Raw genomic sequence first — 16,007 nt, forward strand, 5'->3', positions numbered from 1 at the left:
CTTATTGTAGAACAAAAGTCCCCGAAAAGGGAAGCGATCCCCCGAAGCTTATTTCTGTTGCTCTCGCAGTTCTCCCGATGATCCGCAAAAATGGCTTCGCATGGATCGCTTTGCAAGCAAACATCCCTCATTGCTGAGGGATGGCGAGAGGCTTATCGTAATCTTTAAACTGATACGTCGCCCGGACGGTTTCCGCTTTGCCGGCCCCCTCCAGCTCGTAATTCAGCCCGGTTTCGATCGTGAGCTTGCTGGGCAGCTTCGTGCTGCGGCTCACCCACAGCATATAGGTGCCGGTTGCGCGGAGAGTACCGGCCATCTGCTCGAACCGGGTGAGCGATTCGCCCTCCGCCTGCTGCAGCTCCTGCTTCAGCCGGGCCTGGTCGGCTTCGTTCAGCCGCTTCTGCAGCGCAGCCGCCTTCGCCTGCGCGTCCTCGCTGACTTTGCTCTGCTGCGCGCGCAAATCGGCGATCACGGCCTTTTGCATATCCGCCGGATCCACCTCGATGCGGAGCACCGTTTCGCCGGCTGGAGCTTGCTCCGACGTATCTTTGCTCACCGTCTTTTTCATATCGGCGAGCTGCTCCAGCTTGCTAACGGGATTCCACGCCTTAAGCAGGGCCGATTCCAGGCCGGCGCCGCTTTGGGCCTCGATCCAGCGGTCGTTCGTGCGGCTGTACAGCACGCCCTTCGTATCGCTTTCGGCGGCGGCCGCCGTGCTGCCCTCCGCTTTGCCCGCGGCCAGCTGCCGGATGTACAGCTGATTGCGGCCGGCCAGCAGTCCTTCGAAGGCTGTCGGCATGCGCAGCGGGACCCCTTGCGAGCTGACTTCCGCAACTCCGTCGAACGCGAAGTTTTCCTTGCCGGATAAGGCCGCTATCGACGATTGAAGCAGCTCGCCGGCGTTTTGTCCGCCGCCCGGCGAAGCGCAAGCTGCACATAGCCAAGCTGCCAGCAAAACAGGCCACATTTTTGCATAACGCAGCAAATCCATGCATCGTCCCCTGCCTTTCCCTTCCATAGCGTTTCCCGGGAGGCGGATGTTATGCAAAATAGCGTCCTTCACCCCATGCGGACCTGGTTGCGGCCGTTGTTTTTCGCTTCGTAAAGCGCCATATCGGCTTTGTAAAACAACGATTCGACGCTGATTTTATCGTCCTGCCAGCTCCAATCGGACACCCCGCAGGAAACGGTGACCTGAGGGTTCGTTTCGGAATGGACGCGGGTGCGGATCCGTTCGGCCACCCGCACGGTTTGCTCGATCGTCACTTGCGGCAAATAGACGGCCAGCTCCTCTCCGCCCCATCTGGCAGCGATATCGCTTTCACGAATACATGTTCTCATAATATGACTGACCTGGATCAAAATCGCATCGCCGATCTGGTGGCCGAACGTATCGTTCACTTTTTTGAAATGATCTATATCGACGAGGATCAGCGAGCCGCAAAAGTCCTTTTTTTGAAACAAATGCACCTGCTCGTCCAAGTAATGCCGGACATACATGCCGGTTAAGCGGTCTGTATTCACCATACGACGCACTTCGGCATGAAGAGCGGCGTTCGTCATGGCTACCCCGACATGTCCGGACAGCGCCTGGAGCAGCTTGTAGTTGTCGTAAGTGAAATAATGCGGTTTCCGGCCCGCAAGCAAAATAACGCCGATTACCTCCCCGTTCGCCAAAATCGGCGATGCGATCAAGGAACGGGAATTCGTTATTTCCATCAGCTTCGACTTGACCTGCGGGCTGCTCCAATAGTCGGAAATGATGACCGGTTCCTTGGAGGTCGAGACGATGCCGGAAAATCCGTAATCCATCTCGAAGTTCTCGTTGGACAGCACGGGCAAATTGCTTGCCCGGACAACGAGCTTGTCTTTTTCCTTGTCCAACTGCAATATACAACAGAAGTCCGCTCCGAAAATATGCAGCATCTCGGTCATCGTAAACGTAAAAATATCGCTTAGCCGCAAGCTTTGGCTGAGCCGTTTCGTCAATTCGTTGATGAGGCGGAGCTCGCCGATCAGCAGATTGGACTGCCTGTACAAAATCGCATTTTCGAAAGCAATTCCCGCGCAGTCGGCCAGCATCGAGATAAACTGAACGTCCGCCGAATCGAACAAGCCGTTAATTAGCCGCAGCCTCAGCACGCCGTACACCCCCTGCTTTCCGGAAAGCGGAACTGCGATCGTCGCACAGTCAGACGCGCTGCCCGGCGGGTTTTCCTTGGCCGTACCCGGTTCGGAAATTTCGTAGACAGGCTGCCCTTCCATAAAAGCCCGCACGCAAATATCATCCCTGCCGCCTGCAAAAACAAGCGGCTTTACCGGGAGGCTGGAGCTGTCGTAATCCTGCGTCAATAACAAGTCGGCTTCCACGGCGGGGTACAATTTTTTCACATAATCGATCATCTCCGCCAGCACCCGATCGACGTCAATGAGCGCATTCAGCTTTTTTGCCGCTTGAAACAGCAGCTCCCGCTTATGCGCCATATTGCTGCTCATGTCCTGCAAAACGGCAAGCTCCCTGCTGCGGCTTCGTTCCGCGGCTATTTGCCGGCAGCACTCGTATACCGTTTTAATATGCTGCAATTCTATAGCCAGGCCGTTCCCGCCATCATTATCTTCATGAGCCGCGAGCAGCAGGGCGCCGTATAGCAGTCCTTCCTCCGTGATCAGCGGAGCTGCCGCCGTTTGCACTTCCTGCAGCCATGCCGAATCGTGCTCCCGAAAAGAAACGGTCGCCTCGCTGCGCGTCGCAAGGCAAACCGCCGCCGCATTTCTCCCGATCTCCGCGGCAGCCCAATGGTCCGGCATCCGAAACGAGCCCGCATTTCCATGCGAAGCAAGCTGTCTGCCGGACGCATCGCAAAGCGCAAGGACATCGTAACGGGCCACCAGCGGGCCCGCAAGCCGGCTCACACACAGCCGGAAAGCTTCTACCACCGCATCCGTTTCCGCCTCGTCTTCCCGCATATCCATGGGCGCCGCAGCATGAAAACCGGCTGCCCGATTCATACGCGGCCCGAAATCATCATGATCAAGTTCGCTCATACGGCGCCCCTCTCCGAAACTTTCATTTATTTGCTAATAATGATACTATGATTCCAGAAAAGTTGCACCAGAAATTTGCTTTCATTTTCATAGTTTATTTCATTCGATTTGTTTTTGCTTGACAACCGGCTTAGCAATCTTATAAAATTAGTAGTCGAGAATAAACGTCCCTGTTCCATAGAGCAGCGGTGCGTTTTTTGGTGGAAAGCAGGTGTTACCCTCACAGTTTCGATCAGCGGCGGGGCTGCGGCTGAACTTCTCCGGCGCATTCGCAACAAACGAATCGATCGAACCTGGCACATGCTTCACCCGAATATTTTCAACTTCAAATTTCATTTCACAAAGGAGCAATCTTTTACATGGCACGCTATACAGGTCCCAAGTTTAAATTAAGCCGCCGCCTCGGCATTTCCCTGAGCGGTACCGGCAAAGAATTGAAGCGCCCTTTCCCTCCGGGACAACACGGCCCGGGTCAACGCAAGAAGCTCAGCGGCTACGGCGTACAGCTTCAAGAGAAGCAAAAGCTGCGTCATATGTACGGCTTGAACGAAAAGCAATTCCGCAACCTGTTTGATAAAGCTTCCAAAATGCAAGGTATTTCCGGTGAAAACTTCATGATTTTGCTGGAAAGCCGCCTGGACAATCTCGTTTACCGTCTCGGTCTTGCGAACTCCCGCGCAGGCGCACGCCAGCTCGTAGCTCACGGGCACGTTACGGTTAACGGCAAAAAAGTGGACATCCCTTCCTACCTCGTCAGCACCGGCGATGTTATCGGCTTGCGCGAAAGAAGCCGCAACCAGGCATCCGTCAAAGAAGCTTTGGCTAACCGCAACTACTTGCCGGCATACCTGGAGTTCAATGACGGCGCAATGGAAGGCAGATTCGTTCGTTTGCCGGAACGTTCCGAGCTTCCTCAAGAAATCGACGAGAAGCAAATCGTCGAGTTTTACAGCCGTTAATCCTTGGCATTGCAATGCAAAAGCCTTGGCCCGACGAATACGTCGGCCAAGGCTTTTTTGTCGTTTAGGAAAATTTTCCGCAGCTAATTTTTGTAGATAGCCGGAGGGCCTCCCCAAAAGTACCGGAGCAGACTTCGATCCTGATTTCACTTTTGGGGGTGAGCCTGCCTTATTGAAATTTGGCGAGATAGTAGTTTTTCTTGCCGCGGCGCACGATGATATATTTGCCGTGCATCCTGTCGGCTGCCGTTAACGTTTTATCGAGCTCCGTCGTACGGACTCCGTTAATATACACGGCTCCGCTTTCGATATCCTGACGGGCCTGGCGTTTGGATGGCGCCGCCTTCACTTCGATCAGCAGATCGATCAGTGCAATTTCTGCCCCTTGAATTTCCGTGGACGGCACATCCTGGAACGCTTCTTCGATCTCCTGCTGCGATAACCCGCTCACATCACCGCTGAACAGCGCCGCAGTAATTTTCTCCGCACTGATTCTGGCCTCCGTGCCGTGGACGAGCTCGGTCACTTCCTTCGCGAGCCTGCGCTGCGCGTCGCGTTTTTCCGGCTGCGTCTTGAGCAGCTCTTCCAGCTCCGCGATCTCCTCGGCGTTCAGGAAAGTAAAGTATTTCAAAAATTTCACAACATCGTTGTCGTCGGTATTAATCCAAAACTGGTAAAACTGGTAAGGCGACGTTTTGCCCGCATCAAGCCAGATTGTTCCCGACTCGGTTTTGCCGAACTTTGTGCCGTCGCTTTTCGTAACAAGCGGTATCGTTAACCCGAATACTTTGGCGCCGCTCGTTTTGCCGATCAGCTCGAGACCCGCCGTGATGTTGCCCCATTGATCGCTTCCGCCGATTTGCAGCGTGCAGCCGATATCCTGATTCAGCTTGTAAAAGTCGTACGCCTGCAAAATCATGTAGCTGAATTCCGTAAACGAAATGCCTTTCTCCAGCCGGGAATCGACCGAATCTTTGGCCAGCATGTAGTTGACGGAAAAGTTTTTCCCGATATCGCGCAGAAAATCGATCACGTTCAACGGCCCGATCCAGTCGTAGTTGTTGACGGTCTTCGCCGGGTTATCCTTGGCATCGAAATCGATAAATTGGGAAAGCTGCCTTCTCAGCTTCTCCGTCCACTCATCGACGATCTCCTTGGAGTTGAGCGTGCGTTCGTTCGCTTTGCCGCTCGGATCGCCGATCAGTCCGGTGCCGCCCCCGACAAGAGCAACCGGAATATGGCCGGCCTGCTGAAACCGTTTCAAGCACAAAATCGGAAGCAGGCTGCCGATATGCAGGCTGTCCGCCGTCGGATCGAAACCTACGTACAGCGTTACGCGCTCTTCCGCCAGTTTTTTCGTCAGTCCTTCGCGATCCGTTACCTGATTGATCAGGCCGCGGTACTCCAAATCCTTTAAAATGTCCATCTTTTTATTTTCCTCCCTGGTAAAAAATAAAAAAAGCCTTATCATCCTAAGGGACGAGAAGGCTTCTGGCTCGCGGTACCACCCTAATTAAAACCGCTGCGTAACGGAATCGGACCGACTCACGCAGACAAGTTTTCACTCTGATCGGATAACGGGATGCTCCCGGCAAAAAGCTACTGAATCGCCGCAATCGCATCGACCGTTCGCTTTTCCTGCTCCGGACGGTAATTCGCTGCTAAAAGCATGCACCGGCTCGCACCTGCCGCCGGCTCTCTGAGCCATCGTCTTTTACGCTACTGATGTCCATCAACGCATTCGTCATATACATTTTAAAATTGTTTATAACATAAATGCCGCAGCATTGTCAAACCTTGGCCCCGGACCGCGAATTCGAACGCATGTGTCCATCATTTAGCCTTTATGGTATAATGGTAACGGATGGGAGGAACCTTTTTTTATGCAAAACGAAACGCAATCGGGTAAACGGATCGCCCGGCAAATACTAAAGTATACATGGGTTACCCTCAAATGGATGATGCTCGTCTTCGTCGTTTGCGGCGTGATAGCCGGCGGTGCGGCTGTCGGATACGTCGCCTCCATGGTCAAGGATGAGCCGGTCCGCACCAAAGAGGAAATGATCGCCAAAATCCAGGAAAACGCCATTACCGGCTTTGCTTATTTCAATGACGATACCGTGATCGGACAGTTTCGCACCGAAGAAGACCGGCGTCTTGCCGATCTTCAGGATATTCCGCAAGTCGTGCTGGATGCGGTGTTCGCGATCGAAGATAACGACTTTTACACGCACCACGGCATCGACTTCAAGGCAACGCTGCGCGCGGTGTACCAGAAGCTGACCCATAAACCGATCCAAACCGGCGGAAGCACGATCACCCAACAGCTCGCCCGGCGCGTCTTTTTAACGCTCGACAAGGAAGACAGCCGCAAAGCGAAGGAGCTGTTTTTGGCGCTGCGCATGGAGCGGCTCATGTCCAAAGACGAAATATTGCTCGCCTATTTGAACAAAATTCCTTATGGCAACGGGGCATCCGGCTATAATTTATACGGTATTAAGGCGGCCGCCAAAGGAATTTTCGGCATGGACGACCTGAAGGAATTGAATGTCGCTCAAGCCGCCTATTTGGCCGGTTTGCCGCAGCAGCCGAGCAACTACTCTGCGTTTACGAGCAAGGGCGAATTCGACGGAGCCGCATTCAAACGCGCGGCGGGCAGGCAGCAGCTCGTACTTCGCCGTATGCTCGAGGAAGGCAAGATCAACGAGCAGCAATACCAGGAGGCGCTTAATTTCGATCTGAAAGGCTCGCTCGCCGAACGCGAGCAAAAAGCTTATTCTACATATCCTTATCTGATGATCGAAGTGGAAAAAGAAGCGGCCAAAGCTCTGCTCAAAGTGCAGCAGCCGAAGCTGAATCCGCAGGCAAGTCCGGAAACCTACAACGAAGCGTTAAAAAACATACAATCCCAGCTATTGCGCGGCGGCTACCAGGTTTATACCACCATTGACAAATCGATTTACGATTCGATGCGGGAGATTGCCGCCAACAAGGACAATTTCTCGCCGGACGACCCGACCAAAGGCGTCGAGCAGATCGGCGCCGTCATGATGGAAAACAGCACGGGCGCTATACTCGGGATGATCGAAGGAAGAGATTTTTTCAAGCAGCAGCTCAATCACGCGACACAGGCATACCGTCAGCCGGGTTCTACGATGAAGCCGATCGCGGCGTATTTGCCGGCCATCGAAAAAGGCGCCATTCAGCCGGCTTCGGTCATCGACGACGTGCCGATCATTTTAAAAGACGGTTCCAAAGGCTACCATATCCCGCAAAACTGGGACGAAGGCTTTCACGGTCTCATCACGGCAAGGCGGGCGCTGAATCAATCGTACAATATTCCGGCGATCAAGCTGTTTTTGAACGTCGTCGGCATAAACGAGGCATGGGATTTTGCCAAAAAACTCGGGATCACCTCGATCACGAAGGATGATTACGTCGCTCAGACCGGCGTTATCGGCGGTTTGAAGTACGGCGTGTCCGTTAAAGAGCTTACGGGAGCCTATGCCGCGATCGGAAACAAAGGCATGTTTAACGAACCGTTCCTGATCCGCAAAATTACAGATTCGAACGGCAAGATCGTCTATGAGCACACGCCGAATCCGACCTACGCCTTCTCGGAGCAAACGGCCTACCTCATGACGGATATGATGCGTACGGTCGTGACGGCCGGAACCGCAACCGATCTGAAAACGAAATTCAAGCATTACGGCAAAGTTCCGATTGTCGGTAAAACGGGATCGACCCAGGACGACGCGGATGCGTGGTTCGAGGGCTTCACTCCCGATATAACGCTCGGCGTCTGGGCCGGCTACGATTCCCCCGTGCACAAGCTGAGCAAAACAACCGGCGGCACAAGCCGCGCCAAAAACATCTTTGCGCTCGCCCTGGACGCGGCCATCGACAAACGGCCGGAGAAATTCCCGACGAAAACGTTCGCGCGACCCGACGGCATCGTCGAGATGACCGTCTCCAGCTTGTCCGGAAAGCTCCCGAGCGAGCTGGTGAGAAAAACCAACAATATCGTGACGGACATTTTCAATAAAAACGATATTCCGACGGAAGAAGATAATGTGATGGTTCAGCAATCCATCATCGAATACGATGGCGCCAACTATATTGCCCAACCGGAAACTCCGGCCGATTTTGTGGAAAGCAAACTCGTCATCCGGCGCGAAAAATCGATCAGCGAGCTTCTTAAAGAAATTGGGTCGATTTTGCAAAAGGTGCCTCCGGACCGTCGGCAGCCCCTGGATGCGTACCGGCCGAGCGATTGGGACGACGATGCGCCGTCAGAAACCGACCCGCGCACCGACGACGGCAAGCCGCCGGCTCCGCCGACCACTGTCGTCGTGACGCGAAGCGAAGATACGAATACGCTGACGTTTCAGGCAAGCGCCAGTCCCGACGTCGTCGGTTACCGCATCTACCGCTCCGTCAATCATGGGCCGTTCCAGCGTATCGACGGGCATGTCATCAAAGCCGGGCACGAAACGAAATTTACCGACAAAGAACCCGGCGGCGGCGTCTACGGTTATTATTTGCTCGCCGTCGATGTGGCGGGTAAAGAATCCGTCCCCAGCAAGGCGGCATATACGGATGGCAGCTCGGTCGACCCGCTGTTCCTGACGCCGGGGGACCCGCAGTCCCAAACCGCCAAACCGAATTCGGTAGGCCCGCCCGCCGGCGGGAGCAGCACTCCGGCCAAAGAAGACGGCGCTCCTGTCAAGGAGGCTCCTTCCGCCCCCGGCGGGTTAACGGTCAAACCGAGCGGAGCCGGTCTGCAGTTCAAATGGACCGAAAATGCCGCCAAGGAGAAAGTAAAATCGTACAACGTCTATTTCAGCGAGAAAGAAAACGGCACCTTTACTAAACTCGGCTCTGTGAACGGCGGAAATGAATTCAACTACTATGCGGTCTCCTACGACGGCTTTTACCGGATCACCGCCGTCAACGACGCCGGCGAATCGAAGCCATCGACAGCAGTGCAGTTCAAAAAGTAAATAAAAGTAAAAGGACGTTTCGAATGGATACCATTCGGAACGTCCTTTTTTTGATGGAAAGAAGGTTCAACAGTTGTTTGGACAAAGCTTTGCACAAGCAAAGCGAGGCCGGACTAACGGGAGGTACTCGTTTCTTCCCTAATTCGTAAGCGCAACGCACGTACCTCCTCTCCCTGCATAGCCCCAAATCGTAAAGCGAGCCTGGCACCATTTCGGCGCCAGGCGAACCGTTCCGGGCAATCGCGGGTAAGAGGCACATGCTTCCTCCCAAGGCACCGCTCCAAAAGTAAAGCGTGTCCGAAATAGGATTTTTTGCCTGAAAGCAAAAAATCCATGAAGGACAAAACGCGAATTAGAAGCGAGCAGTCCCTCCCTGCGGGCGGGTCCAGGGCGCCCGAGCGCCTGGGGTCCCCGTGGGGGACTTAGGGGGCAGAAATTCTCAATCCTCGATGGTCGACAAGTCGCCGGTCGGCAGGTTCAGCTCCCACGCTTTCAGCACGCGGCGCATAATTTTGCCGCTGCGCGTTTTCGGCAGCTTATCTTTGAATTCGATTTCCCGCGGAGCGGCGTGGGCAGACAATCCTTCTTTGACGAACTTGGCGATGTCCGCCTTCAGCTCTTCGGACGGCGTATAACCTTCGCGAAGCGCGATAAATGCCTTGATGATCTCGCCGCGCATCGGGTCCGGTTTGCCGATGACGCCCGCCTCGGCTACCGCCGGATGCTCGACCAGCTTGCTTTCCACCTCAAACGGGCCTACCCGCTCGCCCGCCGTGTTGATGACATCGTCCACACGGCCCTGGAACCAGAAGTATCCGTCTTCGTCCATATAAGCCGAGTCGCCGGACACATACCAGCCGGGAATACGCACATACTCTTGATACTTCGCCGGATTGTTCCAAATTTTGCGCATCATGGACGGCCAAGGCGTTTTGATCGCCAAGTTGCCCATCCGATAAGGCGGCAATACGTTGCCGGCATCGTCGATAATAGCGGCTTCAACGCCGGGTATCGGCTTGCCCATCGAGCCGGGACGAATCGTCATGCAAGGATAATTGCAAATCAGGTGGCCGCCGGTTTCCGTCATCCACCACGTATCGTGAATGCGCTGTCCGTACACCTTCATTCCCCAGCGGATAACCTCCGGGTTAAGCGGTTCGCCGACGCTCAGCACGTGACGCAGGCTGGACAGGTCAAACTGCTTCACCACGTCGTCGCCGGCGCCCATCAGCATCCGGAAAGCGGTCGGCGCGCTGTACCAGACGGTCACCTTATACTTTTGAATCGTATTGTACCAATCCTGCGGGCTGAATCTTCCGCCGCGAATCACGTTTGTCGCTCCGTTCAGCCAAGGGGCGAAAATGCCGTAAGACGTTCCCGTCACCCAACCCGGGTCGGCGGTACACCAGTAAATATCGTCAGCCTTTAAATCGAGCACGATTTTGCCCGTATAATAATGCTGGATCATCGCGTTATGGACGTGGAATACACCCTTCGGCTTGCCTGTAGAACCCGACGTATAATGCAAAATCAGGCCGTCTTCGCGGTCTACCCACTCGATGTCAAGCTCATCCGAAGCGGCAGCCATTTCTTTGTGGAAGTCAACAAGCCCTTCTTCCGCCGGAACATCTTCTCCAACGATGATAATATGCTTCAAATTCGGCAATTCCTGAACCGGCACCCGCGGCAGCAAGGCCGGAGTCGTGACGATCGCCACGGCCGAGCTGTCCTCCAGCCTGTCGCGCACCGCCGTTTCCATGAACGCCTCGAATAAAGGCCCGACAATTGCGCCGACCTTGATCGTGCCGAGCAACGCAAAATAAAGCTCCGGTGTTCTCGGCATAAAAATGAACACGCGGTCGCCTTTCGCCACACCGAGCTTGCGCAGGACGTTGCCGAAACGGTTGGACCCTTGCTTCATCTGCTGAAACGTATATTGTTCATCACGTGCGTTATCGCTGTAATATAGGGCCACTTTATCGCGAAGCGATGATTCGGCATGGCGGTCGATCGCTTCATATGCCATATTGAGTTTGCCTGTCGATGACCAGCTGAACGCCTTCTCGACTTCCTTCCAGTCGAAATTCGCGCGCTCCTCCTCGTAGCTTTTCATATTTCCTGTCGTAGACACTGGCGCAATGGTTTCCACATTGTTGTGATCCATTCTCCTACCTCCCGATCGTTTTACGAAGCCGGCATGCTTCTTTATGATAAGGTTTTTGCCGCCGATTAAAACGCTTTCATATCCGAAATAATCATATGTCTAATTTATGGCAGCAATGCTATTATAGCATAGTCCTTTTTATTAGACTATCGTCTTTTCTGCCCAGGAATAATTTGATAAAGTTAGATAAGGCCTGCCGTGAAGGAGAAATTGTTGATGGAGCATATCAAAATTTACCATGCTTTACATATACCCTATCAAGACAGTGAGATCGTGGTGGAAGGCCCCGTCTCTCCCGAGTTTTTGCAAACTTTGACGATGCACCCGGATTTGGACGCATTCCGCCGGCCCAAGGATCAATTCGAGGCACTAATTGAAATTGCGCAGCTTCCGGAGGGGCGCATTATTTTATCCCGAGTCGGCACGCAAATCGTCGGTTACGTCACGTTCCATTACCCGGACGAGCTCGAGCGGTGGTCCGAAGGCGGTATGTCCGATTTGATCGAGCTCGGAGCGATCGAGGTAGCCGACGATTTCCGAGGGCTCGGACTTGGCAAAAAAATGATCAAACTCGCCTTCGAAGACGGACAGCTGGAAAATATGATCGTGTTTACAACGGAGTATTACTGGCACTGGGACCTGGAAAAAAGCGGGCTGAACGTCTGGGAATACCGCGAGATGATGGAAAAGCTGATGAAATGCGTCGATATGGTCTGGTTTGCAACCGACGATCCGGAAATATGCTCGCATCCGGCCAACTGCCTGATGGTACGTATCGGGAAAAACGTGCCTCTGTCTTCGGTCGAGCAGTTCGACCGCGTCCGCTTCAGACAGCGGTTCATGTATTAGGAAGCCTCCGGGAGGAATCAAAATGAAAAAGCCGTTGTTCTTTTTCGACGAACACGAAACCGAATATAAGTTTAACGACGACCATCCGTTCAATCAAAAACGTCTGCTGCTCACGGTCGATCTGCTGCGCCAGGCCGGCGCGCTTCCTAAGACCAGCGTCCGGCCGCCGTCTATGGCGCAGGACGAGCATATTTTGCGGGTGCACACCTCCTCCTACGTCGAAGCGGTGAAAGCGCTTAGCGAGAAGCTGCCGGCACCCGAATGGGTGCGTAAGGCCGGCACGTACGGCCTCGACACCGAGGATACGCCGTATTTTCCGAATATGCACCAGGCTACGGCTCGGGTAGTCGGCGGCTCCATTGCCGCCGCGGAAGCTGTCATGTCCGGTGAAACGGACCATGCGCTGCATCTCGGCGGCGGATTGCACCACGCGCTGCCGGGCAAAGGGGCCGGCTTCTGCGTATACAACGACGCGGCGGCGGCGATCGCTTACATTCAGATGAAATACGGCGCCAAAGTGCTTTACGTCGATACGGACGTGCATCACGGCGACGGCGTGCAGTGGATGTTTTACAGCGATCCGTCGGTGTGCACTTTTTCCATCCACGAGACGGGCAAATATTTATTCCCAGGCACGGGAGGCGTCGCGGAGCGCGGAGAAGGCGCTGCGTTCGGCACGGCGATCAACATGCCGGTTGAGCCGTATACCGAGGACGAGTCGTGGCTCGCCTGCTTTCATGCCGTGCTGGAGCGAGCGGTCCGGCATTTCCGGCCGGACGTCATCGTATCTCAGCACGGCTGCGATGCGCACGCCTACGATCCGCTCGCGCACATCCACTGCAGCATGGACATCTACCATGCGATGCCGGAAACGATCCATCGGCTGGCGCACGAGCATTGCGGCGGGCGGTGGATCGCCTTGGGCGGCGGCGGCTACGACATATGGCGTGTCGTTCCGCGGGCTTGGAGCCTGCTGTGGCTCGAGATGAGCGATCATGAGATCGCGCGCAGCCTCAAGAGCCATCCGCAGCTGCATTTGCCGGAAAGCTGGCGCAACCGCTGGCAGAGCGAAAGCCCGGTGGAGCTGCCGCCCGCCTGGCTCGACGACAAAAACGCCTGGGAGCCGATGCCCAGGCGTCTGGAAATCAACGCCAAAAACAAGCAAACGCTTGAACTGGCGCTCATGTATATCGGATAGCGGCACACCGTGGACTCTCCCAAAAAGTAATACCAACACTTTTGACGAAGCAAATCCGCGATGCCCGTTCGCGGGTCGCAGAGCTGGTGCAAGCGGCTTGGCCGCTCAAACGGAAGTAGGCTTTAAAGGCACGTCGCGTTTGGGAGACATGGTTACAGCCGTTTCACCATATCTTCGACAATGCGATACGAGTTGTCCGCCGCTTTTACCGTAAATTCGGCGAAGTTGATATGTGCGGAGCCGTCCGCCTTGTCGGACATCGAACGGATGACGACATACGGAATTTCGTTCATTGCGCACGCCTGCGCTACAGCCGCCCCTTCCATCTCGGTGCAGGTGCCGGACAGCTCCTCGTGCAGCGAGCGTACCGTTTGTCGGTCTGCTATAAACTGGTCGCCGGACAACACTCTTCCCCGCTTCACCTTGCCCTCGTGCAGCCGGTCCGCCGACTCCGCAGCGAGATCGGCCAGTTTGGCATCTGCGGCAAATACGGAACGCTCCTCGTACGGGATCGTTCCTTTCGGAAAGCCGAGGGCCGTCACATCCATGTCGTGCTGCATGCATTCCGCGGAAATCACGATGTCGCCGATGTCCAAATCCGGATCGAGCGCTCCCGCCACTCCGGTGAAAATAATCGCATCCACGCGAAACGTATCGATCAAAATTTGCGTCGTCACCGCCGCGTTCACTTTGCCGACCCCGGATCTGCAAAGGACGACGTTTTTGCCGAAAAAGACGCCTTCCCGGAAGACAATCCCCGCTTTACGGGTTTCCTTCACCTGCTCCATATGCTGATGGAACCGTTCGATCTCTTCATTCATCGCGCCGATTAAACCGATCCTGTTATAGCTCACTGTTCGTTTTCCCCTTTCTGCTGCTCCTCAAACGATAAGGCTCTGCCGGACAAAAGAAAAGCGGCTCATTATTTATGAGCCACCGAGTTTCTGTGAATGACTTCATGAGGCAAAATAACCTGCGTCAAGTCGCCTTCCTTCGTCTCTTTGTTCATCAGCTTGGTCAAGAGGCGCATCGAAACCGCGCCGATGTCGTACATCGGCTGCGCCACCGTCGTAAGCGTCGGCCGCACCATCGAAGCCATGCGAATGTTGTCTACACTGATGACGGATACATCTTCCGGCACACGCAAGCCGTTATCCTGCAGCGTATGGATCGCGCCGATCGCCATCTCGTCCGTTGCGGCAAAAATCGCGCTGGGGCGCTGCGGTAAGCCGAGGAAATATTTCGTCGCTTCCACTCCGGACTCATAGCGGTAGTTGCCGATTCGCACGTAATCCTCGCGCACCGGAATGCCGGCCGTTTCCAAAGCTCTCTTATAGCCTTGATAACGCGCATAGCCGTTGGCCGGATCCTGCAATGAGCCGCTGATCATCGCGATATCGCGGTGGCCGTTTTGAATGAGCACGTTCACGCCGTCAAAAGCGGCCCCTTCATGGTCGATATCGACCGAAGGAATCATTTTGTTCTCATCGGCCGTCGCGCAAAGCACGATCGGCACGGAAGACGTCTTGAACGCCTGGATATGCTCGTCCGTCACGGCGCCGCCCATAAACAGCAGGCCGTCGACCTGTTTTTCCAGCAGCGTATTGATGACGCGGATTTCCTTGTCCTTTTTCTTGTCGGCATTACACAAGATGATGTTGTAATGATACATGTTGGCGATATCTTCGATGCCGCGGGCCACCTCGGAGAAAATCGAATTCGAAATGTCCGGGATAACAACGCCGACGGTCGTCGTTTTTTTGCTGGCCAATCCGCGGGCTACGGCGTTGGGGCGATAGCCTAACCGTTCGATCGCTTCGAATACCTTCTTGCGGGTTTGCGGTTTTACGTTCGGATTGTTATTGACAACGCGAGAAACGGTTGCCATCGATACTCCTGCTTCTCTGGCTACATCGTAAATGGTCACGGTCACGGTCATTCTCTCCAATGTCATATAAAATAAAAGGCAAACTAATGTGCTTTGCATGAGTGTCACAATTTTAAGTTCATTAATGCGCTAAAGCGCTATGAAACTTCTGCACGGAGGAAAAGCTTCCTCTAAACACGAATGTATCTTCTTCGAAAAGTCTTCGATTCGGAAGCTTTTCGTATTGCTCTAATCATACGACAATTTTTTCACATTTTCAATGAAAACAGTTTTCATAAACTTATAGTAGCAAAAAAAAGCCAAAAAAGCCAACTCTCGCGAGTCGGCCAACAATTTTTTTGGCGATAATCAGTTAGAAGCTGTCAGCGGAACTGATGTCATCATTACCGCGAGATTCGCTTCCGCTAAAAACTCGGATATATGTTCGTCCATTTTGCTTCGAGTCAAAGCTTTATGCCTCTATGCTAGATTAGGAGAGGTCGTTAACGGACATTGCATGTTTGCTGATTTGGGACAGACGCCCGCGCACGTCCTCTATCCACGCCTCGTCCTGCACGGACTGGGCGAGCAGAAGCAAATCGAGCAATTCGTTGATCCTTTCCTGAATAATCGTTTCCACAGGATCCGACAAATGCCTCTTCTCCGTCACTTTCATCATCAGATGGGCGATCTCGCAATGCTCGTCAAAATGAAGCTGCTGTTTTTCCGGCTTGCCGCCCAGCTTGGCAATGAGCCCGGTCAAGTTCGGCTTCACCTCGGCAAACACTTCGCTCTTGTGGCACGAATCGCATGAAAAAATCGGCACGTTTTCGATCTCCACCTTGTTTTGATAAATAACGGTGCGCAGCCTTATCGTCATCGTACCTCCGCACCTGCAATTTTTTTGCACATCATCACTCCC

General features: G+C 54.1%; 11 protein-coding genes and 1 other annotated feature. Of the genes, 4 read left to right on the plus strand and 7 right to left on the minus strand.

Going from position 1 to position 16,007, the window contains the following annotated elements:
- Positions 1-127: 127 nt before the first annotated feature.
- Positions 128-991, minus strand: coding sequence for a hypothetical protein (locus tag MYS68_RS14250; protein ID WP_248926481.1), 864 nt, complete (start codon positions 989-991; stop codon positions 128-130).
- 68 nt (positions 992-1,059) lie between these two features.
- On the minus strand, positions 1,060-3,045 hold the full coding sequence (locus MYS68_RS14255; RefSeq protein ID WP_248926482.1) for a diguanylate cyclase: 1,986 nt from the start codon (positions 3,043-3,045) through the stop codon (positions 1,060-1,062).
- A 359-nt stretch (positions 3,046-3,404) separates the two neighbouring features.
- Between MYS68_RS14255 and rpsD the strand changes: the two genes are divergently transcribed.
- On the plus strand, positions 3,405-4,004 hold the full coding sequence (rpsD, locus tag MYS68_RS14260; RefSeq protein ID WP_248926483.1) for a 30S ribosomal protein S4: 600 nt from the start codon (positions 3,405-3,407) through the stop codon (positions 4,002-4,004).
- A gap of 169 nt (positions 4,005-4,173) precedes the next feature.
- Here the strand turns inward: rpsD and tyrS are convergent, their stop codons facing one another.
- The gene (gene tyrS / locus MYS68_RS14265) at positions 4,174-5,430 is read right to left on the minus strand and encodes a tyrosine--tRNA ligase (protein ID WP_248926484.1); all 1,257 of its coding nucleotides are present in this window, start codon (positions 5,428-5,430) and stop codon (positions 4,174-4,176) included.
- 46 nt (positions 5,431-5,476) lie between these two features.
- Positions 5,477-5,749: a binding site (T-box leader), on the minus strand.
- A 138-nt stretch (positions 5,750-5,887) separates the two neighbouring features.
- On the opposite strand from tyrS, the gene MYS68_RS14270 reads away from it, so the two are divergent.
- Positions 5,888-9,007, plus strand: a complete 3,120-nt coding sequence (locus tag MYS68_RS14270; protein ID WP_248926485.1) for a transglycosylase domain-containing protein — start codon at positions 5,888-5,890, stop codon at positions 9,005-9,007.
- A 439-nt stretch (positions 9,008-9,446) separates the two neighbouring features.
- Here the strand turns inward: MYS68_RS14270 and acsA are convergent, their stop codons facing one another.
- Positions 9,447-11,171 carry an acetate--CoA ligase gene (gene acsA, locus MYS68_RS14275; protein ID WP_248926486.1) on the minus strand — a complete coding sequence of 575 codons (1,725 nt, stop codon included), beginning with the start codon at positions 11,169-11,171 and terminating at the stop codon, positions 9,447-9,449.
- Between the two features lie 216 nt (positions 11,172-11,387).
- Here acsA and MYS68_RS14280 point away from each other — a divergent pair, with 216 nt between their 5' ends.
- Both MYS68_RS14280 and MYS68_RS14285 read left to right on the plus strand, forming a co-directional pair.
- On the plus strand, positions 11,388-12,020 hold the full coding sequence (locus MYS68_RS14280) for a GNAT family N-acetyltransferase (protein ID WP_248926487.1): 633 nt from the start codon (positions 11,388-11,390) through the stop codon (positions 12,018-12,020).
- Positions 12,021-12,042: 22 nt separating this feature from the next.
- Positions 12,043-13,218: an acetoin utilization protein AcuC gene (locus MYS68_RS14285; RefSeq protein ID WP_248926488.1), complete on the plus strand. Its 1,176-nt coding sequence runs from the start codon at positions 12,043-12,045 to the stop codon at positions 13,216-13,218.
- 152 nt (positions 13,219-13,370) lie between these two features.
- Here the strand turns inward: MYS68_RS14285 and MYS68_RS14290 are convergent, their stop codons facing one another.
- The 3 genes from MYS68_RS14290 to MYS68_RS14300 form a co-directional block, all read right to left on the minus strand.
- Complete coding sequence (locus tag MYS68_RS14290; RefSeq protein WP_248926489.1) at positions 13,371-14,072, minus strand: 5'-methylthioadenosine/adenosylhomocysteine nucleosidase; 702 nt, start codon at positions 14,070-14,072, stop codon at positions 13,371-13,373.
- A gap of 68 nt (positions 14,073-14,140) precedes the next feature.
- Complete coding sequence (gene ccpA / locus MYS68_RS14295) at positions 14,141-15,157, minus strand: catabolite control protein A (protein ID WP_248926490.1); 1,017 nt, start codon at positions 15,155-15,157, stop codon at positions 14,141-14,143.
- 418 nt (positions 15,158-15,575) lie between these two features.
- A complete protein-coding gene (locus tag MYS68_RS14300) occupies positions 15,576-15,995 on the minus strand; it encodes a hypothetical protein (protein ID WP_248926491.1) in 420 nt (139 codons plus the stop codon).
- Positions 15,996-16,007 lie beyond the last annotated feature (12 nt).

This window comes from Paenibacillus hamazuiensis, from assembly GCF_023276405.1.
GTDB lineage: Bacteria > Bacillota > Bacilli > Paenibacillales > NBRC-103111 > Paenibacillus_AF > Paenibacillus_AF hamazuiensis.

Coding starts and splice junctions, on each gene's coding strand:
- MYS68_RS14250 (WP_248926481.1), bottom strand. CDS start 991: ATGGATTTGCTGCGTTATGCAAAAATGTGGCCTGTTTTGCTGGCAGCT.
- MYS68_RS14255 (WP_248926482.1), bottom strand. CDS start 3,045: ATGAGCGAACTTGATCATGATGATTTCGGGCCGCGTATGAATCGGGCA.
- rpsD (WP_248926483.1), top strand. CDS start 3,405: ATGGCACGCTATACAGGTCCCAAGTTTAAATTAAGCCGCCGCCTCGGC.
- tyrS (WP_248926484.1), bottom strand. CDS start 5,430: ATGGACATTTTAAAGGATTTGGAGTACCGCGGCCTGATCAATCAGGTA.
- MYS68_RS14270 (WP_248926485.1), top strand. CDS start 5,888: ATGCAAAACGAAACGCAATCGGGTAAACGGATCGCCCGGCAAATACTA.
- acsA (WP_248926486.1), bottom strand. CDS start 11,171: ATGGATCACAACAATGTGGAAACCATTGCGCCAGTGTCTACGACAGGA.
- MYS68_RS14280 (WP_248926487.1), top strand. CDS start 11,388: ATGGAGCATATCAAAATTTACCATGCTTTACATATACCCTATCAAGAC.
- MYS68_RS14285 (WP_248926488.1), top strand. CDS start 12,043: ATGAAAAAGCCGTTGTTCTTTTTCGACGAACACGAAACCGAATATAAG.
- ccpA (WP_248926490.1), bottom strand. CDS start 15,157: ATGACCGTGACCGTGACCATTTACGATGTAGCCAGAGAAGCAGGAGTA.